This is a genomic window from Bacillus sp. F9_6S_D1_P_5 (assembly GCF_054823925.1).
Genome location: NZ_JBTREW010000040.1, coordinates 1 through 21,391, shown reverse-complemented (window position 1 = coordinate 21,391; position 21,391 = coordinate 1). Strand labels below are relative to the sequence as shown.

The window sequence follows — 21,391 nt, the reverse complement described above, 5'->3', positions numbered from 1 at the left end:
AATGCAAAATGAAAGAGCAAGTATTACAAGTAACAAAAGGTGACTTCGTAGGATCAGCAAGTGGAGCAGTAGTATTAACAGCGTTAATCGTATTTTTATCAAGTGTATTAGTATAATAAAAGTTTTAAATCATACAAAATGAAAGGAGAATGAGGAATATGAACAGTGAACAAGTATTACAAGTAACAAAAACAGATTTATTAGGATCATTAGGTGGAGCGGTAGTATTAACATCATTGATTCTATTTCTTGCAAATGTATTAGTATGAGACATATAAATACAATCATTCAAAAAAAATAAAGACTCTAGCATATTAGTAAGCAGTTAATATGTTAGGGTCTTTTTTGTTTTCTTCTATATATCCCTCCAAGTATAAATAACCTCCCTTTATCTTAAAGAGAAAAAAGTCGAATTTTATATGTAAGAAAAAAAGAGGAATTTGACAGAAAAGATAGAAAATTTTAAAAGTCAGAATTTGTTAGCTTGCTAACTAATTTCTATTAATTTATGTTGGAAGCGTTTTCGGTTGGTTTTAAGTATGAACCATTTAATCTATTTACAGGGGGATGAGGATTTTATGAAACAAAAATCTATGGATACGCTAGCTGCACAAATGGAGGACTTTTTTCCAGTACGTGATGTAGATCATTTGGAATTTTACGTAGGAAATGCAAAGCAATCAAGTTATTACCTTGCGAGAGCATTCGGATTCAAAATTGTGGCTTACTCTGGATTAGAAACTGGTAACCGTGAAAAAGTATCTTATGTTCTTGTCCAAAAAAATATGCGTTTCGTTGTGTCTGGAGCTTTAAGTAGCGACAATCGTATTGCAGAGTTTGTAAAGACTCATGGTGATGGTGTGAAAGATGTGGCATTACTTGTTGACGATGTTGACAAAGCATACTCGGAAGCAGTGAAACGTGGTGCCGTTGCAATTGCGCCACCTGTAGAGTTAACAGACGAGAACGGTACATTGAAAAAAGCAGTTATTGGTACGTATGGTGATACAATTCATACGCTTGTAGAGCGTAAAAATTATAAAGGAACATTTATGCCAGGATTCCAAAAGGCTGAGTTTGATATTCCGTTTGAAGAGTCAGGTTTAATTGCTGTGGACCATGTAGTTGGTAATGTTGAAAAAATGGAAGAGTGGGTTAGTTATTACGAGAATGTTATGGGCTTTAAACAAATGATCCATTTTGATGATGATGATATTAGTACAGAGTATTCAGCATTAATGTCGAAGGTTATGACAAATGGAAGTCGTATTAAGTTCCCTATTAACGAGCCAGCAGATGGGAAGAGAAAATCACAAATTCAAGAATATCTAGAGTTCTACAATGGAGCAGGTGTACAACATCTTGCTTTACTAACAAATGATATCGTTAAAACGGTAGAAGCGCTTCGTGAAAATGGCGTGGAGTTTTTAGATACACCAGATACTTATTATGATGAGTTAACTGCGCGAGTTGGAAAAATTGATGAGGAAATTGATAGGTTAAAAGAATTAAAGATTTTAGTAGATCGCGATGATGAAGGTTATTTACTACAAATCTTTACGAAACCAATTGTAGATCGCCCAACTCTATTTATTGAAATCATTCAACGTAAAGGTTCTCGCGGATTTGGAGAAGGAAACTTTAAAGCATTATTCGAATCGATTGAAAGAGAACAAGAGCGTCGCGGAAATTTATAAAATTTATATCCACCAGCAAAAATTATTTTGTTGGTGGAAATTTCATTTTCATAGGGAGGAATTAGGATGAAATTCGTTACATTTCGTCTTCCTTCAAAAGAAATGCGAGCTGGATGGCTTGAAGGTGATAAAGTAATTGATATGAATCTTGCTAGTGGTGGGAAATTACCTTCTTCTATGTTCGCCTTTTTAGAGAAAGCGGATGAGTATGTCGAAGTATTACGTAATATTAAGAATCCGGAAAAGGGTATATATTCCTTAGAGGAAGTACAATTAGCGGCGGCAATTCCTAATCCGAGTAGTATTCGGGATTTTTACGCGTTTGAACAGCATGTAAAAACGGCTCGTGGCCGAAGGGGGCTAGATGTTGTACCTGAATGGTACGATATACCGGTTTTTTATTTTACGAACCATCGTGCTGTAATTGGTCCGAATGATTTTGTAATTGGTCCGAAAAAATCTAAAAAACTTGATTATGAGTTAGAGATTGCTTGCGTAATTGGGAAAGAAGGACGCAATATTTCTCGTGAGCAAGCAGAGGACTACATTTTTGGTTATTGTATTATGAATGACTGGAGTGCAAGGGATTTACAAGCAACAGAAATGAAGGTAGGACTCGGTCCGGCGAAAGGAAAAGATTTTGCAACTTCATTAGGAGCGCACCTTGTTACGAAAGAAGAATTAGATGTTTATCGTAACGGTGACCGTTATGAGTTAGAGATGACTGCTCATGTAAATGGAAAGTTATTATCAAAGGGGAACTTCCAAGATATTTACTATACATTTGCTGAAATGATTGAACGTGCTTCGGAAGACGTTACGTTATATCCAGGCGATGTGATTGGTTCTGGGACAGTAGGAACAGGTTGTATTTTAGAACTGGGTACGGAAGAGTGGCTGCAAGATGGAGATGTTGTAGAGCTTACGATTACTGGTTTAGGTACATTACGTAATACGGTCAAAAAAGAAATGGAAGCAGGTGATGGGCATGTTTTATCGTCACATGGGGGAGCTACCTCATAAACGACATGTACAATTCCGTAAAAAAGATGGGTCGCTTTATCGCGAACAAGTAATGGGAACGAAAGGTTTTTCTGGTACACAATCTATTTTGTATCATCATTATATGCCAACCGAAGTATCGCATTCGGCATTATCGCATTCTTGTCAGTTGCAGTATGAAGAAGATGTGGCTCTTGCTCATCGCCACTTCCGCACGAAAGAAAATAAAAAAAATGGTGATGCAATAAGTGGAAGAAACTTCATACTTGGAAATGAAGATTTGTTAATTGGAGTAGTGAGTCCAACAAAAAAAATGGATTATTTCTACCGTAATGGTGATGGAGATGAAATGTTGTTTGTTCATTACGGAACAGGAAAAATTGAAACGATGTTTGGGACGATTCACTATAGAAAAGGTGATTATGTAACGATTCCAATTGGAACGATCTATCGTGTTATTCCAGATGAAGGAGAGACTAAGTTTCTTGTTGTAGAGGCAAATAGCCAAATTACAACGCCACGTCGCTATCGTAATGAATACGGACAATTGTTAGAGCATAGTCCGTTTTGTGAGAGGGATATTCGTGGCCCTGAAAAATTAGAGACATATGATGACAAAGGTGAGTTTGTTGTAATGACAAAGTCGAGAGGATATATGCATAAGCATGTTTTAGGGCACCATCCGTTAGATGTTGTTGGATGGGATGGTTATTTATATCCATGGGTCTTTAATATAGAGGACTTTGAACCAATTACAGGCCGTATTCATCAGCCACCTCCAGTACATCAAACGTTCGAGGGGCACAATTTCGTTATTTGCTCTTTCGTACCACGTTTATACGACTATCATCCAGAATCTATTCCGGCACCATATTATCATAGTAACGTGAATAGTGATGAAGTACTGTACTATGTAGAAGGAAACTTTATGAGCAGGAAAGGTGTGGAAGAAGGTTCTATTACACTTCATCCGAGTGGAATTCCGCATGGGCCGCATCCTGGGAAAACGGAGGGGAGTATAGGGAAGAAAGAAACGCTTGAACTAGCTGTTATGATAGACACATTCCGTCCACTTCGTATTGTAAAACAAGCACATGAAACAGAAGATGAAAAATATATGTATAGCTGGATTGAAGAAGGTTCATATACTGTGAAATAGGAAAAAGAGGCATGCTCAATAAGGGAGCATGCCTCTTTTATGGAATCGACATGTATAATAATACCAAAAAAAGTTATAGAAAGATATATGGAAAGAATGATAAAGATATTGCAAATTCATAAGAATTTCTACTTATTTCGACAAAAGTATTGACTGAGAAAAGTACTATGGGTAAAATGAAAAAGCGAATTAAAAATTTTCAGAAAATTTAAAACTTGGAGGAGCATGCTATGAAGCAAATTTTTCAAAAGAAGCCTATTGCAAAGTTAATGCAAGAGAGCAAACAAAAGACGTTAGCAAGAACATTGGGCGCATTGGATTTAACGATGCTTGGAATCGGGGCGATTGTTGGAACTGGTATTTTTGTTTTAACGGGCGTGGTAGCAGCGAAACATTCTGGACCAGCTATTATATTATCATTTGCGATAGCCGCGTTAGCTTGTGCCTTTGCTGCATTTTGTTATGCTGAATTTGCTTCTTCGGTTCCTGTCTCAGGCAGTGTGTATACGTACACATATGCGACGATGGGAGAAGTATTCGCATTTTTAATTGGATGGGACTTAATGCTTGAGTATTTACTTGCTACATCTGCTGTGGCAAATGGTTGGTCCGCTTATTTCCAATCTTTATTAAAGGGGTTTGGAATCCATATTCCTACCATTCTCTCCTCAGCCCCAGGAACAGGAAAGGGTGGAATAATTGATTTACCTGCAGTTCTCATTATTTTAGTGATGACAGTTCTTTTATCTAGAGGTGTTCGTGAAAGTGCACGTGTAAATAATGTTATGGTATTTATTAAAATAGCAGTCGTTCTTATTTTTATCTTTGCTGGTTTTAATTATGTGAAACCTGAAAACTGGACACCTTTTATGCCGTTTGGTTTAGATGGTGTCATGGCTGGAGCTGCTACAGTGTTCTTTGCATTCATAGGGTTTGATGCAGTTTCAACGGCAGCAGAAGAAGTGAAACGTCCACAACGTGATTTACCAATTGGCATTATTGCATCTTTATTAATTTGTACGGTTCTTTATATTGTTGTTTCACTTATTTTGACAGGAATTGTTCCATACGGTCAGCTAAATATATCAGATCCAGTCGCTTTTGCACTTCAATTTATTGGACAAGATGGTTTAGCGGGAGTCATTTCGGTAGGAGCAATTACAGGGATCACAACAGTAATGTTAGTTATGATGTATGGGCAAGTACGTGTTTCGTATGCAATGAGTAGAGATGGATTATTGCCGAAGCGTCTTGCTAAAGTTCACCCTAAATTTAAAACACCGTTTTTAAATACGTGGACAACGGGAATTATTGCAGCACTTATTTCAGGATTAATAGATTTAAATGTATTGGCGCATCTTGTAAATATGGGGACTTTATCAGCCTTTGCACTTGTAGCTGTTGCTGTTATTGTAATGAGAAGAACTCATCCTGATTTACCAAGAGCATTTAAGGCGCCGCTTGTACCATTTTTACCAGCGTTAACGGTAATTTTTTGTTTATACTTAATGCTTCAATTATCCGGAACGGCTTGGATTAGTTTTGGTATATGGATGGTTATCGGTATTGCGGTTTACTTCTTATATAGCCGAAAACATAGTGCTTTAAATAATAGTAAAGACGAAGACGATGTAGCAAATTTATAAGCAGAAAAATCCATCCTAATTCTGTTAGGATGGATTTTTTGTTTTGAAAATTTACATTTTTCTGAATGTATTATAAGATAATTGTTGGCGAACAAAAGGGGTGGAATGATGAAAAATACGTGGAGTGAGTTAAGGGAGATGGACCGTAACGTATGGATTCGGTTTATTGGCGAGACGTTAAATGGAATTGCAATGATGATGTTGATGCCTTTTTTTGCATTATATTTAAAAGATAAGGTAGATTCATTATTACAGGTTGGAGTTATTATGGCGCTTTCTCCAATTGCAGCAAGCTTTGGATCAATTATAGGGGGAAGAATTGCTGATATATATGGAAGAAAGCCAATTATGATATTTTCGATGACGAGTAATGCAGTATTCATGCTCGGTTTTTTATTTATAGAAGGATTTATTCCTTATGCGATTTTATCTGTTTTTTTAGGATTAAGTAATTCGTTATTTCATCCAGCTGCATCAGCGATGGTTGCGGACGTAACAACGCCAGAAAAAAGAACAGAAGCATATGGTTTGTTGCGGATGGGGCACAATATAGGTGCTGCAATTGGCCCAATAATGGGAGCTTCGGTAGTTATGTTGTCGAAGAACCTCGTGTTTATTATTGCCTCGTCTACGATGTTATTTTATGCATTACTTGTATTCATTCTTATTCAAGAGACGATGCCAAAGAATGCGAATAAAGAAGAGGATAAAGAAAAGGAATCAGGAGCTGTTTGGAAAATTGTATTGCGAGATAAGGCACTAATGATTTATTTATTAGCAGGTATCATTATTTCGATGGGATTTTCTCAAACAGAAGGCATGTTGCCACTGCACTTTGATAATGAAATGAAGGATATTTTTGGAACTAACAATCCATACCCATATTTAATGGCGCTAAACGGATTATTAGTTGTGTTGTTCCAATTTCAAATTTCAAAATGGGCCACAGATAAACCTGTCGGAAAGACGATGTTATATGGTGCATGTTTGTTTGGGATTGGATTATTTTTTATAGGGTGGTTACCGAAGTGGTTTGGGGAATTTGATGCGAATGTTACAGTTATTTTAATAACACTAATGCTTGTGTATGCCATATATACGTTAGGTGAGATGATTATGTCGCCTGTACAGATGACGTTTGTAGCGAATTTAGCTCCGGAGCACTTGAGAGGGACTTATATGGGAGCTGCAAGTTTGCAGTGGATTACAGGAAGTGCATTCGGTCCACTTCTTGGAGGTTTTTTATTAGATCGATTACTTGGTCACTTTTTATTTACAATTTTAGCTGTAGGCTGTGTAGTTGCAGGTATTGTATATGTTTCTTTAGATCGTCTCATTGAACAAAAACAGAAAGGCACACTGACCAAACAATCTTCTTAATAAGTAGATGACATACACAAAAAGGAGATTTCTACATATTTTAGGTACATAACTAGATTGGGTTGCGATTTTATATATTTACGAAGAAAGTTAAGTGAAAAAGTGTAGAAAACCAATAAGTGGTGTCATTTAATTATTTGTGGAAGTTACATTTTATTTCAAATAGGAACTACCTATTTTTATAAAAAGTGCTAAAATAGAAAAATGAAAACAATTGGTTAGGGTGATTTCAGTGACAAAAATTAAATTAGGCTTATTATATGGTGGAAAATCAGCTGAGCATCAAGTTTCGCTACAAACGGCTCTTGCTGCTATTAAAGCATTAAATCAAGATAAATTCGAGATTCATCCAATTTATATTACAGAACAAGGTCAATGGGTTCGTGGTGAACGTATTGAAGGTGAAGTAACAGATGTTGAAGTTCTAAAAATGAACGGTGCAGAAAATGCGATTTCTCCGTTATCATTAAGCACAGAAATCATTCCATCTGCAGCTTCTGAGGAAAATGCTATCGACGTTATTTTCCCATTACTACATGGACCAAATGGTGAAGATGGAACGGTTCAAGGATTATTAGAGTTAATGAACATTCCTTATGTAGGAAATGGTGTTCTAGCATCTGCAGCTGGTATGGATAAAGTTGTTATGAAAAACATCTTTGCAGAAGCTGGATTGAAACAAGCAAAATATGCATCATTCATTCGTAGCGCATGGGAAAAAGATCGTGAAACAGCATATGAAAAAGTAGAAGAAGTATTAGGATATCCTTGCTTCGTAAAACCAGCAAACCTTGGTTCAAGTGTTGGTATTAATAAGTGTAAAAATCGTGAAGAACTTGAGAATGCATTTGAAGAGGCATTCCAATTTGACCGTAAAATTATTGTAGAAGAAAATATCGTTGGACGTGAAGTAGAAGTTGGTGTATTAGGTAATGATGAGCCGAAATGTTCAGTTGTAGGTGAAATCGTACCGAAAAAAGACTTCTATGATTATAAATCGAAATACATCGATGGTGATACAGCGTTAATTATTCCAGCTGAAATGACAGAAGAAGAGTCTAACGTTATTAAGCGAGATGCGATTGTTGCATTCCAATCGTTAGATGGCGCTGGCTTAACAAGAGCTGATTTCTTCTTAACGAAAGATGGAGAAGTATATATTAATGAAGTGAATACGATGCCAGGATTTACGCCGTTTAGTATGTTCCCTCTACTATGGCAACATACTGGATTGCCGTATCCGGAATTAATTGAAGAGCTAATTCGTTTAGCAATTGATCGTCACGAAGAAAAACAAAAAATTAAATATACAATCTAACAAAAAAGGAGGAGGCACTATTCGCAGGAATAGTGCTTCCTCTATGTAAGGAGTGTTTTCATGATAAAGCGAACGTTAAAACAAGTAGAACAGATGATAAATGGTACGGGATTAGCAGAGCAATATGAGGGAATTACTATACAAGGAGTGTCTATTGATACGAGAAAAATTGAAAAAGGAAATCTATATGTTCCGATTCAAGGTGAACGTTTCGATGGACATGCTTTTGTAGAGAAAGCTGTTGAAAATGGAGCAGTAGCGACGTTATGGATGAAAGATGTAGCGAATCCGCCTGAGAATCTTCCAGTTATTTTTGTAGAAGACACACTATCAGCATTGCAAATGTTAGCGAAAAACTATCGCGATCAATTGGATGTTAAAGTTATTGGTGTGACAGGTAGTAACGGTAAAACATCTACAAAAGATATTGTAACAAGTCTTCTTGCGACGAAATTCAAAGTCCAAAAAACAGAAGGAAACTTCAATAATCATATCGGGCTACCTCTTACTATTTTAAACTTAGAAGAAAATACAGAAGTAGCTGTATTAGAAATGGGAATGTCAAGCCGCGGGGAAATAGAATTCCTATCTAAGTTAGCCCGTCCAAATGCAGCTATCATTACGAACATTGGTGAGGCACATTTAATGGATTTAGGATCTCGTGAGGCGATTGCTGAAGCGAAATTAGAAATTGTGACAGGATTACAAGAAGGTGGAGTGTTCGTATATAACGGAGATGAGCCGTTATTAACGAATCGTGTTCCTGAAATGAATTTAATAGCTGAAACAGTTACGTTTGGTGATGCTAGAGCAAATGATTACTATCCAACGACTGTAACGTTACAAGCAACTGGGACACACTTTAAAATGAATAGAGAAGAAACCATTTCATTCTATCTACCAGTATTAGGAAAACACAATGTGTATAACGCACTTGCTTCAATGGCAATTGCGAAACATTTTGGTGTAACGTGGGAAGAAATGAAACAAGGTTTAGTCACACTTCAAATGACAGGCATGCGTATGGAAATTGTAAAAACAGATAGTGGATTAACAATTATCAATGATGCTTATAATGCAAGTCCGACAGCCATGGAAGCAGCATTCCACCTAATGAATGGTTTAGATGGATTTGCTAAAAAAATTGTCGTGCTAGGTGATATGTTAGAGCTTGGAGATCAAGAAGTACAGTTTCATTATGAAGTAGGTAAATTAATCGATCCAGCAAAGGTTTCATACGTATTCACATATGGTAAATTAGGGGCTCAAATTGCTGAAGGAGCAAAAATTAATTTCCCTAATGAACGTGTAAAGGCGTATGATAATAAAGAAGAGTTAGTAAAAGAGTTGCAAACAGTAGTCGATGTGAAAGATGTTGTATTAGTAAAAGCATCTCGTGGTATGAAATTAGAAGAAATAATTACGATGTTGAAATAATTGGTGTATATAAACAGGGATGATAGCCACGAAAATAGAAGAAACTTATAATAAGCGCTTACAGTAAATATAAAAAAATAAAAGTGAAGAAAAAAACTCTGAATATGAAAATAAGGTAACAGTTGGGTTTGCTTTTTACACATACAAAACTTATAATTGATAAAGTGTAATAACGTTTAGAAGTATTTTCGCGAAGAATATACGCCCGTTTATATACGTGAGCATTCAGGAAAAGGGCTTTTCCGCAAATTCGGAAAACGCCTTTTTTTAAATGATAAGTATAGGATAGAAAAGGAGAAGTAACATTGACAACATTTCGAGAATTAGGATTAAGTGAGTCTTTACTGCAATCTGTTGAAAGCATGGGCTTTGAAGAGGCTACGCCGATTCAAGCTGAAACAATTCCACATGCATTGCAAGGTAAAGATATTATTGGGCAAGCACAAACAGGTACAGGGAAAACAGCAGCATTCGGATTACCACTATTAGATAAAGTGGATACAAATAAAGAAGCAGTTCAAGGTATTGTTATCGCGCCAACGCGTGAATTAGCAATTCAGGTTGGAGAAGAGCTATACAAAATTGGTAAACATAAACGTGTTCGTATTCTACCAATTTACGGTGGTCAAGATATTAACCGCCAAATTCGTGCTCTAAAAAAACACCCACACATTATTGTTGGTACGCCGGGTCGTATTTTAGATCATATTAACCGTAAAACACTTCGTTTACAAAACGTTGAGACTGTTGTTCTTGATGAAGCGGATGAAATGTTAAACATGGGCTTCATTGAAGATATTGAAGCGATTTTAACAGATGTGCCAGAAACACATCAAACATTATTATTCTCAGCGACAATGCCAGATCCAATCCGTCGTATTGCTGAGCGTTTCATGACTGAGCCTCAACACATTAAAGTAAAAGCAAAAGAAGTAACAATGCCGAACATTCAGCAGTTCTATTTAGAAGTGCAAGAAAAGAAAAAGTTTGACGTGTTAACACGCTTACTAGATATTCAATCTCCAGAGCTTGCAATCGTATTCGGTCGTACAAAGCGTCGTGTTGATGAATTATCAGAAGCATTAAATTTACGTGGTTATGCAGCAGAAGGTATTCATGGTGACTTAACACAGGCGAAACGTATGTCTGTATTACGTAAATTTAAAGAAGGTGCTATTGAAGTTCTTGTTGCAACAGACGTTGCTGCACGTGGTCTTGATATTTCAGGCGTAACACACGTATACAACTTCGATATCCCACAAGATCCAGAATCATACGTTCACCGTATCGGTCGTACTGGCCGTGCAGGTAAAAAAGGTATTGCAATGTTATTTGTAACACCACGTGAATCAGGACAATTAAAAAATATCGAGCGTACAACAAAACGTAAAGTTGACCGTATGGAAGCACCGACACTTGACGAGGCATTAGAAGGTCAACAACGTTTAATCGCTGAAAAGCTTCAAAGCACAATCCAAAATGAGAACTTATCATACTACAAGCGTATTGCAGAAGAAATGTTAGAAGAGAATGATTCTGTAACAGTAGTAGCTGCTGCTTTAAAAATGATGACAAAAGAGCCAGATACAACTCCAATCGCTTTAACATCAGAACCACCAGTTGTTTCAAGAGGTGGCGGTTCTAAAAAACGCGGCGGTAACGGAGGCGGATACCGTGATGGTAACCGTAATCGTAGTCGTGACGGACGTGGCGGTGGCGATGGTCGTAACCGTGATCGTAACCGTGATGGACGCGGCGGTGGCGATGGCCGTAACCGTGATCGTAATCGTGATGGTGGTAGCCGTGGGCGTAAAGGTGAAGGTCAAGGTCGCCCTGGATCTTCAAATGGACGCGGCGAAAGAAAACATCATAGCCGTCCACAAGCTTAATAAAAAAGAGAATGCCCTTTGCTGGCATTCTCTTTTTTTATTTCTGTAATTGTACATACTACATAATAACTTGTGTAGAAAAGAGGTGCTACATGCTTGTAAGACTTGGGTATGTTGCAATGAGTGTACATCTAAAGAACGCATCTCCATCTCAAACGATGACATATGCGCAGTTTCAACGAATTGATGATCGAGAGGCTGCAATTCGTAAACTTGAAAGGATTGCTAATTCGAATTTAGAAAATTGTTTACGGTTATTAAAGCATAATAAAGGCCATGATATATCTTTCTTTCGGCTTAGTTCCAAGCTGGTTCCTTTAGCGAATCATGAGGATTTATTAGAGTGGAATTATATTCGCCCCTTAAAAGAAAATTTAAAAATGCTAGGTGATTACGCCATTCGAATGAATATGCGTATTGATTTTCATCCAGATCATTTTGTTGTGCTGAATTCACCTGAGGAGAAAATTTTTAAACAATCCGTAAAGACATTGCAGATGCATAAAAAATTATTAAAAGGTATGGGAATTGAACATAAGCAACGATGCGTATTACATGTGGGCGGAGGTTATAACGATAAGGAACTCGCATTAGAACGCTTTATAGAAAATTGGTCAAGTGTTCCAAGAAGTATCCAAGAGATGATCATATTAGAAAATGATGATACGACCTTTTCTTTAGAAGAAACATTATATTTAGGTGAGAAATTAGATATTCCAGTCGTGTTCGATTTGCATCACCATATGATGAATCATGATCGAGAAGATTGGCATGAAGATTGGGCCCGTGTTGTACATACGTGGGAATCGTCTTTGTTACCAGTGAAAATGCACATTTCTAGCCCTAGAGAGGGAAAAGACCCGAGAGCACATGCGGACTTTATTGATGTAGATACTTTTTTATCTTTTTTAAAAAAGATAAAGGGAAGTGTTCCGCAAATTGATTGTATGATTGAAGCGAAGAAGAAGGATGAGTCTTTATTTCAACTCATGAGAGATTTAAGTGAACAAACAGATGTGGAAATTGTCGATGGTGCGAGCTTTTATATTAAATGAGCTCTGCACCATCGAGTTTTTTTGTTAATAAAGGGGTGCAAATACCACCAATGATCAATCCTGTTAAATGGCTTATAGGGTTAGCAGAGGGATTGAAGAAAGTGAATAGTAGTAATATACATATCATAATTGAAAAAATAGCGATGTCTCTTGGATTGGAAGAACGATATCGACTATATAGTAGAAATAATTGTGCACCTAGCAATCCGAAAATACCACCAGATGCTCCGGCATGAATATATTCAAGAGGCATAATAAGGTAAGAAGAAATATTTCCAAGAATGCCAGAAAGGAAAAAAATAATGATGAAAGAAAGGTGCCCTAGTTGTTTTTCAATAGAAGAGCCAAGCACAAATAAACAAATACTATTAGAAAGAAAATGTTGTAAGTCTACATGTACAAGTAAGGAAGTTATGAGACGCCACCATTCTCCTTTAGCGATATATTCATTGTAGGCTGCCAGTGGAAAGAGAAAAAAGTCGCCTAACATAAACATGACTAATTGTATGAGAAGTAAAGCGATGACGATTGGTTGTAAGGAAATGCGTGCAGATGGTATTAGCATGTTGTGAGTATCACTCCTTTTGCATCAGAAAGATTCTCTGTTATTCTTACAATATGAAAAAAGAAAGCTAAATAGAAGAAGGGGATTTTGAAATGATTGTAGGGATTGGAATCGATATTATTGAACTGAATCGAATTGAAAAAATGCTAGATGGAAAGCTTAAATTTATGGAACGTATTTTAACTGAAAGCGAACGTAATGTTGCTAAGGAGCTGAAGGGAAGTCGCCTTACGGAGTTTGTGGCCGGAAGATTTGCAGCAAAAGAGGCGTATTCAAAAGCGGTAGGAACTGGTATCGGGAAAGAAGTAAGTTTTTTAGATATTGAAGTAAGAAATGATGATAGAGGTAAGCCGATTCTTATTGCAAGTACAGAGCATATTGTTCATTTATCAATTAGTCATAGTAGGGAATTTGCTGTTGCTCAAGTTGTTTTAGAAAGCTCGTCACGCTAGTCTGCATATTTTATATCTTTGTCTCATATATTTGTGGTAGCGATAAGGAAGGCACATCTTCCATTCATTTATAGGGGCAAAGGGGCTGAAGTGATGAAAAGGCGTCTGTTTTTAGTTCTTGTCGGTTTGTTAACCGTTTTTGTGTTGGCCGGTTGTATGGAAAAGAAACAAGATGATGTTGTGAGAGATTTAGAGGCGAAAGTAAAAGGGATGAAAAGTTATCAAGCTGAAGCGAAATTAGCTATTAAAACAGGGAATGAGCCTCAGGAGTATAAGGTAGAAATATGGCATAAAGAACCCTCTTTTTATCGTGTGAATTTGCAAAATGCGAAAAAAGATCAAAGCCAAATTATTTTAAGAAATGAAGAAGGGGTATTTGTATTAACTCCAGCGCTTAATAAGAGTTTTCGTTTCCAAAGTGATTGGCCGCAAAATAGTAGCCAGGCTTACTTATATGAATCCCTTGTGAGAGATATTTTGCAGGATAAGAAAAACCTTACTTTTGAAAAAACAGATAAGTATTATATTTTTAAAACAAAAACAAACTATCAACATCAAAACATGTTGCCGAAACAAGAGATTACGTTGAAGAAAAGTGATTTAACACCAGTTTCGGTGAAGTTAATGGATAATGATCAAAATGTTCTTGTGAAAGTAGATTTCTCAAAAGTGAAATTTGATGCGAAATTTGATAAAGGTGCATTTGATACGAAACAAAATATGTCTAGAGCGCAAGTAGATGTTCAAACGACAGCGAAAGAAGACAAACCATTTGCTATTTTGTATCCGCGTGATACGCCGCAAGGTATGGTTTTGAAAGATGAAAAAGAGTTGAAGACAGACAGTGGCAAGCGTGCGATACTCACATACACTGGAAGTAAGAAATCCTTTACTTTAATACAAGAAAAGGCAAAAGTTGCAGAAGCTTCGTCAGCGATCAGTGTGAGCGGAGAATTGGTTGATCTCGGCTTTACAATTGGTGCGTTGACGAAAGACTCTTTAACATGGTCGCATAACGGAGTAGAATATATGCTCGTGTCTAAAGGTTTAGAGCCGAAGGAGCTATTAATGGTTGCTCGTTCAGTTACAGAGAAGCAAGTGAAGTAAACTTCTTAGACGTGGTGATATATGTGCACCACGTCTTTTCTTAGTTTGAAGGGTGGATTTCATAAAAGAAGCATATAAAAGAATAAGCTTCGCATATCGTGTATAAGGAAGTGTATTTATGGAAGAAGCACCATTTTACCGTGACACTTGGGTGGAAGTGGATTTAGATGCGATCTATAACAATATTACACACATTAAAAATTTCATTCCAAGTGATATAGAGATTTTTGCTGTAGTTAAAGCCAATGCATATGGACACGATTATGTACCGGTAGCCAAAACGGCATTAGAAGCAGGGGCGACAAGGTTAGCGGTTGCCTTTTTAGATGAAGCTTTAGTGCTTCGAAGGGCTGGTATTACTGTGCCAATTTTAGTGTTAGGTCCTTCTCCGCCTCGTGATGTCAATGTAGCTGCTGAAAATGATGTGGCGTTAACTGTTTTTCAAAAAGAATGGGTAGACGAAGCAATCAAACTTTGGGATGGTTCGTCTACAATGAAGTACCATATTAATTTCGATAGTGGTATGGGGAGAATTGGAATACGCGAACGTAAAAAATTAAAAAGGTTTTTAAAGAGTTTAGAAGGTGCACCGTTTTTAGAATTAGAAGGAGTTTATACACATTTTGCAACAGCGGATGAGGTGGAGACTTCTTACTTCGATAAGCAATATAACACATTTTTGGAGCAGTTAAGTTGGTTGAAAGAATTCGGAGTGGATCCTAAGTTTGTTCATACAGCTAATAGTGCTGCAACGCTACGTTTTCAAGGGATTACATTTAATGCAGTACGAATTGGCATTGCGATGTATGGGTTATCCCCGTCTGTAGAAATACGCCCTTTTTTACCATTTCAATTAGAACCGGCGCTATCACTGCATACGAAAGTTGCTCATATTAAACAGGTGATTAAAGGGGATGGGATTAGTTATAACGTCACTTATCGAACGAAAACGGAAGAATGGATTGCGACCGTTGCAATTGGGTATGCAGATGGGTGGCTTAGAAGATTACAAGGATTTGAAGTGCTTGTAAATGGCAAAAGGGTACCGATTGTAGGGCGAGTAACGATGGATCAATTCATGATACACCTTCCTTATGAAGTACCTCTTGGTACGAAAGTTACACTCATTGGAAGACAAGGTGATGAGTATATTAGTGCTACTGAGGTTGCTGAATATTCCGGGACTATTAATTATGAAATTATTGCAACGATAAGCTTCCGAGTGCCGAGAATATTTATCCGAAATGGTAAGGTTGTAGAAGTAATCAATTATTTGAACAACATATAGAAGGTAGTATGATTTGCTTCTTGTCATTTGAGAGGACTGTTCATTGGTTAAGAATAAGTTCGTTTTTTGACGAGAAGCTTTTTACTTATTATTACTTTTAACATGATTTAACGTGAATTTAGTGCAGAAACTCTTCCGTTTCTTGTTGTAATGAGATAAAAAATAAAAGAATATGAATGTTTTGTTTGTGAATTGGAAAACATAAGCAAGGAATAAGGAAGTCTTTGCAACAGGCTCCATACAATGGTATTATTACAATAGGTGTCATATATATTTGGGTGTGTAGTTGACGGTGGAGGTGTATTTTTGTGTCCGAATCAAGTGTAACTACTGAAATCGTGGTTCGGTTGCCAAAGCAAATGGTAACGGAATTGGACGGAATTGGAAAACAAGAGAATAAGAATCGCCATGAACTAATTTGCCAGGCAACACAACTGTTATTGCGTCAACATAAGACGAAGAAACGCTACCAACATGAATCAATGCGACGTGGGTACATTGAAATGGGAAAAATTAATCTTGGTATTGCATCTGAAGCTTTCTTAGCAGAGTATGAAGCAGCTCATACAGTAGAACGCTTAGTTAGCGGGGGGTAATATTTTGATTGTAAAACGCGGCGACGTGTATTTTGCAGACCTTTCCCCAGTTGTTGGTTCTGAGCAAGGAGGCGTTCGTCCGGTTCTTGTCATTCAAAATGACATCGGAAATCGTTTTAGTCCAACGGTGATTGTAGCGGCTATTACTGCACAGATTCAAAAAGCTAAATTACCCACTCATGTGGAAATTGATGCGAAAAAGTACGGTTTTGAGAGAGATTCTGTTATTTTACTTGAGCAGATTCGAACAATCGATAAGCAGCGCTTAACGGACAAAATCACTCATTTAGATGAAGTGATGATGATTCGTGTAGATGAAGCGCTACAAATTAGTTTAGGACTAATAGATTTTTAAATCGGCAGTTTAAGTTGCTCTCTTTACAGGGCAACTTTTTTTTATTATAGAGGAGGTTACGGTTGTATATGGAAATGGTAGATAATCGACAAGCGTTAATGAAAATGTTAGTGAAGGAATTAGGCTTTACCGAAAAGCAAGTTCGTCATGTTATTCAATTAACAGAAGAAGGTAACACAGTTCCATTTATTGCTCGTTACCGAAAAGAATGGACAGGCTCTTTAGATGAAGTGCAAATTCGTACGATTTTAGAGAGATGGCAATATATGATGCAGCTTGAAGATAGGAAAGAAGAGGTTCTTCGTCTTATTGATGAGAAGGGGAAACTGACAGGAGAATTACGTCAGCAAATTGTTAAAGCTGCAAAGTTGCAAGAAGTAGAAGATTTATATCGTCCATATAAAGAGAAAAGAAGAACGAAAGCAACGATTGCGAAAGAAAAAGGACTAGAGCCGTTAGCTGAATGGTTATTGCTATATAAGAAAGAAGATCCAAATCAGAAGGCAATGGAGTTTATTAACGCCGAGAAAGAAGTGCAATCTGCAGAAGAAGCGTTACAAGGTGCTCAAGACATTATTGCAGAAATCGTTTCAGATGAAGCGTCGTATCGTAGTTGGATTCGGAATGTTACTTTTAGAAAAGGTGTTATATCTTCGGCTGTAAAAGATGAAGAGAAAGATGAAAAGAATATATATGAAATGTATTACAGCTATGAAGAACCGTTGCAGAAAGTGGTACCGCATCGTGTATTAGCGATGAATCGCGGTGAGAAAGAAGATATATTGAGAGTTTCTGTTGTTCCACCAGTAGATGAAATAGTAACTTTCTTATATAAGAAAGTAATTCGTAATAACGATTCAAAAAGTGCACAGTATGTAAAGTTAGCAATTGAGGATGGTTATAAACGATTAATTCAATCGTCTATTGAAAGAGAGATCCGAAAAGAATTAACAGAAACAGCTGAGGAACAAGCAATACATATTTTCTCTGAGAACTTACGTAATTTGTTATTACAACCTCCAATGAAAGGAAAGGTTGTGTTAGCTGTAGACCCTGCATATAGAACGGGTTGTAAATTAGCTATTGTAGACGATACTGGGAAAGTTCTATATATTGATGTTATTTATCCGCATCCACCAGTGCGTAAATATGAAGATGCAAAAACGAAAGTTCTTTCTATTATAGATAAATATCAAGTTGAAATGATTGCGATTGGGAATGGTACAGCTTCTAGAGAATCGGAAGAATTTATAGTTGATGTATTACAAAATGTGAAACGAGAAGTCTTCTATATTATTGTGAATGAAGCTGGTGCGAGTGTGTATTCGGCTTCTGATTTAGCCCGTGAGGAATTCCCGGATTTACAGGTTGAAGAAAGAAGTGCGGTTTCTATCGGAAGACGTCTGCAAGATCCACTTGCTGAACTTGTAAAGATTGACCCTAAATCAGTTGGGGTTGGACAATACCAACATGATGTATCTCAAAAGAGATTGAATGAATCGTTAACGTTTGTAGTAGAGACGGCAGTTAACCAAGTTGGTGTGAATGTAAATACAGCTTCAGTTGCGTTATTGCAATATGTTTCGGGCTTATCGAAAACTGTTGCGAAAAATATTGTAGCAAAGCGTGAAGAAGAAGGGAAATTTACAAAACGAACAGACTTAAAGAAAATACCACGTCTAGGTGCGAAGACATATGAACAATGTATAGGTTTCTTACGTATATTAGAAGGGGCAAATCCGTTAGACCGAACGGGTATTCATCCAGAACAATATAAAAATGTTGAATTGTTATTGAAGAATCTAGGGTTATCAAAAGATGACGTAGGGCAACCACAATTACAAAAGAGCTTAGAAGGAGTGGAGATTTCTAAGTTGTCGCAAGAAACGGGAGTTGGAGAGCCTACATTAGTTGATATTATAGATGCACTCATTAGTCCAGAGCGAGATATGAGGGATGAGTTGCCTAAACCACTTCTGAAAAAAGGGATTTTGAAATTAGAAGATTTAAAACGTGGTATGGAACTGGAAGGAACAGTTCGTAACGTTGTTGATTTTGGTGCTTTTGTCGATGTGGGTGTAAAACAAGATGGTTTAGTACATATTTCTAAACTAAGCAAACAATACGTGAAGCATCCGTTAGATATTGTATCTGTCGGACAAATCGTTAAAGTATGGGTAGATGATATTGATACGAAAAAAGGTCGCGTTGCACTATCTATGTTGCCGATTGAATAGTAAAAGAAGAGAGCAGATGAAACTGCTCTTTTTTTAATAGGATAAAACGTGTAATGAATTATGAGCTTTGATGTATTTTGCTATAATAAAACCAGCATTCATTTAGTAATTTAATTTGATACCGGTTTTTTTCGAAATATGCGCGTTGCATTTGTTTTTTGAGCCATGTAGGCATAGGAATCCCTCCTTGTTTAATCCTACTCTCAAAAATGTAAGGTACTATTGATGAGAGGTTGGTGAGTGGATTTCTATTTCTGCTATGTTTTTAGAAACCACGCTTCTTGAATGAGGATGGGTATATGTACTATTTAATATATGTATAAGAGAGGAGAAAAGTGTAAAAATATTTTTTTGTTTAGGAGGAATGAAAATGGATGAGCAAGAAATACAGCGGCTAGTGGAAGAAGTATCAATGCAATATTTCGGAATGCCGTTTTTACATAAGGCAATGTTTAATAGTAGGTTACGTACAACTGGTGGGCGTTATCTATTGAATACACACAATATTGAACTGAATTATCGATATTACGAAATGTATGGGAAAGAAGAATTAGTTGGAATCGTTAAACATGAACTTTGCCATTATCACTTGCATATTACAGGAAGAGGGTATAAGCACAGGGATAAGGATTTTCGTGAACTATTAAAGGCAGTTGGTGCGCCGCGCTTTTGTAAACGAATGATGAATGAAGAGAACGAAAAAAAGGTTTATATGTATGAATGTATGGAGTGTTTGCTTCAATATGTAAGAAGACGTCAAATAAATACAAAAAGATATGTCTGCGGAAAGTGTAAAGGGAAACTAATTCTGATAAAGAAAACATCTTGACAGTGAAAACGCAATCCAGTATATTATAAACATGTCACGTTTGTACAAGATGTTGTAAAAAACTTCTTGACTTACGATGAGAATTTTTATAAGATACAAATTGTCTTCATTATTCCGCAGTAGCTCAGTGGTAGAGCTATCGGCTGTTAACCGATCGGTCGTAGGTTCGAGTCCTACCTGCGGAGCCATACAGAGAAGTACCCAAGTGGCTCAAGGGGCTCCCCTGCTAAGGGAGTAGATCGCGAACGCGGTGCGAGGGTTCGAATCCCTTCTTCTCTGCCATTCATATTGGCCCGTTGGTCAAGTGGTTAAGACACCGCCCTTTCACGGCGGTAACACGGGTTCGAATCCCGTACGGGTCACCACTTTGGAGGATTAGCTCAGCTGGGAGAGCACCTGCCTTACAAGCAGGGGGTCGGCGGTTCGATCCCGTCATCCTCCACCATAATATTATAATGAAAATTAAAATGAAATTAACTTAAAGATTAAATGGTCCCGTGGTGTAGTGGTTAACATGCCTGCCTGTCACGCAGGAGATCGCCGGTTCGACCCCGGTCGGGACCGCCATTTTAACTTCTGCTAATTGGCAGTTGTTTTTTATTGGTCATTATGGTACAATAACATTTGTCTTTGAAAAGAAGATAAGTATTTCGATGGGCTATAGCCAAGCGGTAAGGCAACGGACTTTGACTCCGTCATGCGCTGGTTCGAATCCAGCTAGCCCAGCCATTTACGAGCCATTAGCTCAGTTGGTAGAGCATCTGACTTTTAATCAGAGGGTCGAAGGTTCGAGTCCTTCATGGCTCACTTTTGTTTTTTCCGCGCGGTCGTGGCGGAACGGCAGACGCGCTAGGTTGAGGGCCTAGTGGGGGAAACCCCGTGGAGGTTCAAGTCCTCTCGGCCGCATCAAAAAATCTTTTAAAAAAGTACTTGCATTAAAAAATGAAGTATGATAAGATAATTGAGTCGCCAAAATACAACGACGAAAAAACATCATGAATAAGCGCCCGTAGCTCAATTGGATAGAGCGTTTGACTACGGATCAAGAGGTTAGGGGTTCGACTCCTCTCGGGCGCGCCATAACGGGAAGTGGCTCAGCTTGGTAGAGCACCTGGTTTGGGACCAGGGGGTCGCAGGTTCAAATCCTGTCTTCCCGACCACGCGGGTGTAGTTTAGTGGTAAAACAAGAGCCTTCCAAGCTCTGGTCGAGAGTTCGATTCTCTTCACCCGCTTTTAGTTCTTTGAAAACTGAACGAAACAAACAACGTGAAACGTCAATTTTTATTTTAGATGCTAGACAAACTAACTTTATTGGAGAGTTTGATCCTGGCTCAGGATGAACGCTGGCGGCGTGCCTAATACATGCAAGTCGAGCGAAT

The 21,391-nt window shown here is 37.5% G+C and carries 20 protein-coding genes, 11 tRNA genes and 1 rRNA gene; 30 read left to right on the top strand and 2 right to left on the bottom strand.

The window, feature by feature from the left end; genetic code table 11:
• The first annotated feature begins 8 nt into the window (after positions 1-8).
• From ACUXEY_RS27475 to uvsE, 11 genes are all read left to right on the top strand, one after another.
• On the top strand, positions 9-116 hold the full coding sequence (locus tag ACUXEY_RS27475; RefSeq protein ID WP_000664237.1) for a DUF3948 family protein: 108 nt from the start codon (positions 9-11) through the stop codon (positions 114-116).
• Positions 117-158: 42 nt separating this feature from the next.
• Complete coding sequence (locus ACUXEY_RS27470; RefSeq protein ID WP_098093823.1) at positions 159-269, top strand: DUF3948 family protein; 111 nt, start codon at positions 159-161, stop codon at positions 267-269.
• Positions 270-578: 309 nt separating this feature from the next.
• The gene (gene hppD / locus ACUXEY_RS27465; protein WP_342716669.1) at positions 579-1,697 is read left to right on the top strand and encodes a 4-hydroxyphenylpyruvate dioxygenase; all 1,119 of its coding nucleotides are present in this window, start codon (positions 579-581) and stop codon (positions 1,695-1,697) included.
• 66 nt (positions 1,698-1,763) lie between these two features.
• Positions 1,764-2,720, top strand: a complete 957-nt coding sequence (locus tag ACUXEY_RS27460; RefSeq protein ID WP_166705463.1) for a fumarylacetoacetate hydrolase family protein — start codon at positions 1,764-1,766, stop codon at positions 2,718-2,720.
• Positions 2,686-3,858, top strand: a complete 1,173-nt coding sequence (locus tag ACUXEY_RS27455; protein ID WP_166705464.1) for a homogentisate 1,2-dioxygenase — start codon at positions 2,686-2,688, stop codon at positions 3,856-3,858. Before ACUXEY_RS27460 ends, ACUXEY_RS27455 begins: the two co-directional genes overlap by 35 nt.
• Positions 3,859-4,088: 230 nt before the next feature.
• Positions 4,089-5,504 (top strand): amino acid permease, encoded by a 1,416-nt coding sequence (locus ACUXEY_RS27450; RefSeq protein WP_166705465.1) that lies wholly within the window; start codon positions 4,089-4,091, stop codon positions 5,502-5,504.
• A gap of 108 nt (positions 5,505-5,612) precedes the next feature.
• Positions 5,613-6,884 (top strand): MDR family MFS transporter, encoded by a 1,272-nt coding sequence (locus ACUXEY_RS27445; protein WP_461302025.1) that lies wholly within the window; start codon positions 5,613-5,615, stop codon positions 6,882-6,884.
• Positions 6,885-7,116: 232 nt separating this feature from the next.
• Positions 7,117-8,202, top strand: a complete 1,086-nt coding sequence (locus tag ACUXEY_RS27440) for a D-alanine--D-alanine ligase (protein WP_429602897.1) — start codon at positions 7,117-7,119, stop codon at positions 8,200-8,202.
• A gap of 60 nt (positions 8,203-8,262) precedes the next feature.
• The gene (gene murF / locus ACUXEY_RS27435) at positions 8,263-9,639 is read left to right on the top strand and encodes a UDP-N-acetylmuramoyl-tripeptide--D-alanyl-D-alanine ligase (protein ID WP_461302024.1); all 1,377 of its coding nucleotides are present in this window, start codon (positions 8,263-8,265) and stop codon (positions 9,637-9,639) included.
• Positions 9,640-9,944: 305 nt separating this feature from the next.
• A complete protein-coding gene (locus tag ACUXEY_RS27430; RefSeq protein WP_000206603.1) occupies positions 9,945-11,528 on the top strand; it encodes a DEAD/DEAH box helicase in 1,584 nt (527 codons plus the stop codon).
• A gap of 92 nt (positions 11,529-11,620) precedes the next feature.
• Positions 11,621-12,583, top strand: coding sequence for a UV DNA damage repair endonuclease UvsE (gene uvsE / locus ACUXEY_RS27425; protein ID WP_461302023.1), 963 nt, complete (start codon positions 11,621-11,623; stop codon positions 12,581-12,583).
• Here uvsE and ACUXEY_RS27420 read toward each other — a convergent pair.
• A complete protein-coding gene (locus ACUXEY_RS27420; protein WP_461302022.1) occupies positions 12,576-13,148 on the bottom strand; it encodes a rhomboid family intramembrane serine protease in 573 nt (190 codons plus the stop codon). The genes uvsE and ACUXEY_RS27420 overlap by 8 nt on opposite strands.
• A gap of 92 nt (positions 13,149-13,240) precedes the next feature.
• On the opposite strand from ACUXEY_RS27420, the gene acpS reads away from it, so the two are divergent.
• The 6 genes from acpS (at position 13,241) to ACUXEY_RS27390 (ending at position 19,183) form a co-directional block, all read left to right on the top strand.
• Positions 13,241-13,600, top strand: a complete 360-nt coding sequence (acpS, locus tag ACUXEY_RS27415) for a holo-ACP synthase (protein ID WP_048529178.1) — start codon at positions 13,241-13,243, stop codon at positions 13,598-13,600.
• Between the two features lie 156 nt (positions 13,601-13,756).
• Positions 13,757-14,707, top strand: coding sequence for a LolA family protein (locus tag ACUXEY_RS27410; RefSeq protein WP_461302026.1), 951 nt, complete (start codon positions 13,757-13,759; stop codon positions 14,705-14,707).
• Positions 14,708-14,825: 118 nt separating this feature from the next.
• A complete protein-coding gene (gene alr / locus ACUXEY_RS27405; RefSeq protein WP_461302021.1) occupies positions 14,826-15,995 on the top strand; it encodes an alanine racemase in 1,170 nt (389 codons plus the stop codon).
• Positions 15,996-16,303: 308 nt separating this feature from the next.
• Positions 16,304-16,591: an antitoxin EndoAI gene (locus tag ACUXEY_RS27400; RefSeq protein WP_000004570.1), complete on the top strand. Its 288-nt coding sequence runs from the start codon at positions 16,304-16,306 to the stop codon at positions 16,589-16,591.
• Between the two features lie 4 nt (positions 16,592-16,595).
• Positions 16,596-16,946, top strand: a complete 351-nt coding sequence (gene ndoA / locus ACUXEY_RS27395) for a type II toxin-antitoxin system endoribonuclease NdoA (protein ID WP_000635963.1) — start codon at positions 16,596-16,598, stop codon at positions 16,944-16,946.
• A 68-nt stretch (positions 16,947-17,014) separates the two neighbouring features.
• Entirely contained in the window at positions 17,015-19,183 is a 2,169-nt protein-coding gene (locus tag ACUXEY_RS27390) for a Tex family protein (RefSeq protein ID WP_461302020.1), read from the top strand.
• Between the two features lie 58 nt (positions 19,184-19,241).
• On the opposite strand, the gene cmpA is transcribed toward ACUXEY_RS27390, so the two are convergent.
• Entirely contained in the window at positions 19,242-19,358 is a 117-nt protein-coding gene (gene cmpA / locus ACUXEY_RS27385; protein WP_001143642.1) for a cortex morphogenetic protein CmpA, read from the bottom strand.
• Between the two features lie 195 nt (positions 19,359-19,553).
• Between cmpA and ACUXEY_RS27380 the strand changes: the two genes are divergently transcribed.
• The 13 genes from ACUXEY_RS27380 to ACUXEY_RS27320 all read left to right on the top strand — a co-directional run.
• A complete protein-coding gene (locus tag ACUXEY_RS27380; protein WP_461302019.1) occupies positions 19,554-20,012 on the top strand; it encodes a SprT family protein in 459 nt (152 codons plus the stop codon).
• Positions 20,013-20,125: 113 nt separating this feature from the next.
• Positions 20,126-20,200, top strand: a tRNA-Asn gene (locus tag ACUXEY_RS27375).
• 3 nt (positions 20,201-20,203) lie between these two features.
• Positions 20,204-20,294, top strand: a tRNA-Ser gene (locus tag ACUXEY_RS27370).
• A gap of 8 nt (positions 20,295-20,302) precedes the next feature.
• A tRNA-Glu gene (locus ACUXEY_RS27365) sits at positions 20,303-20,377 on the top strand.
• A 4-nt stretch (positions 20,378-20,381) separates the two neighbouring features.
• Positions 20,382-20,457: transfer RNA gene (locus ACUXEY_RS27360), tRNA-Val, on the top strand.
• 46 nt (positions 20,458-20,503) lie between these two features.
• Positions 20,504-20,579, top strand: a tRNA-Asp gene (locus ACUXEY_RS27355).
• A gap of 87 nt (positions 20,580-20,666) precedes the next feature.
• Positions 20,667-20,741, top strand: a tRNA-Gln gene (locus ACUXEY_RS27350).
• A 5-nt stretch (positions 20,742-20,746) separates the two neighbouring features.
• Positions 20,747-20,819: transfer RNA gene (locus ACUXEY_RS27345), tRNA-Lys, on the top strand.
• 16 nt (positions 20,820-20,835) lie between these two features.
• Positions 20,836-20,918: transfer RNA gene (locus ACUXEY_RS27340), tRNA-Leu, on the top strand.
• Positions 20,919-21,015: 97 nt separating this feature from the next.
• Positions 21,016-21,092 (top strand) — tRNA-Arg (locus ACUXEY_RS27335).
• Positions 21,093-21,095: 3 nt separating this feature from the next.
• Positions 21,096-21,172 (top strand) — tRNA-Pro (locus ACUXEY_RS27330).
• 1 nt (position 21,173) lies between these two features.
• Positions 21,174-21,244 (top strand) — tRNA-Gly (locus ACUXEY_RS27325).
• Positions 21,245-21,320: 76 nt separating this feature from the next.
• A 16S ribosomal RNA gene (locus tag ACUXEY_RS27320) occupies positions 21,321-21,391 on the top strand; the annotation flags it as partial.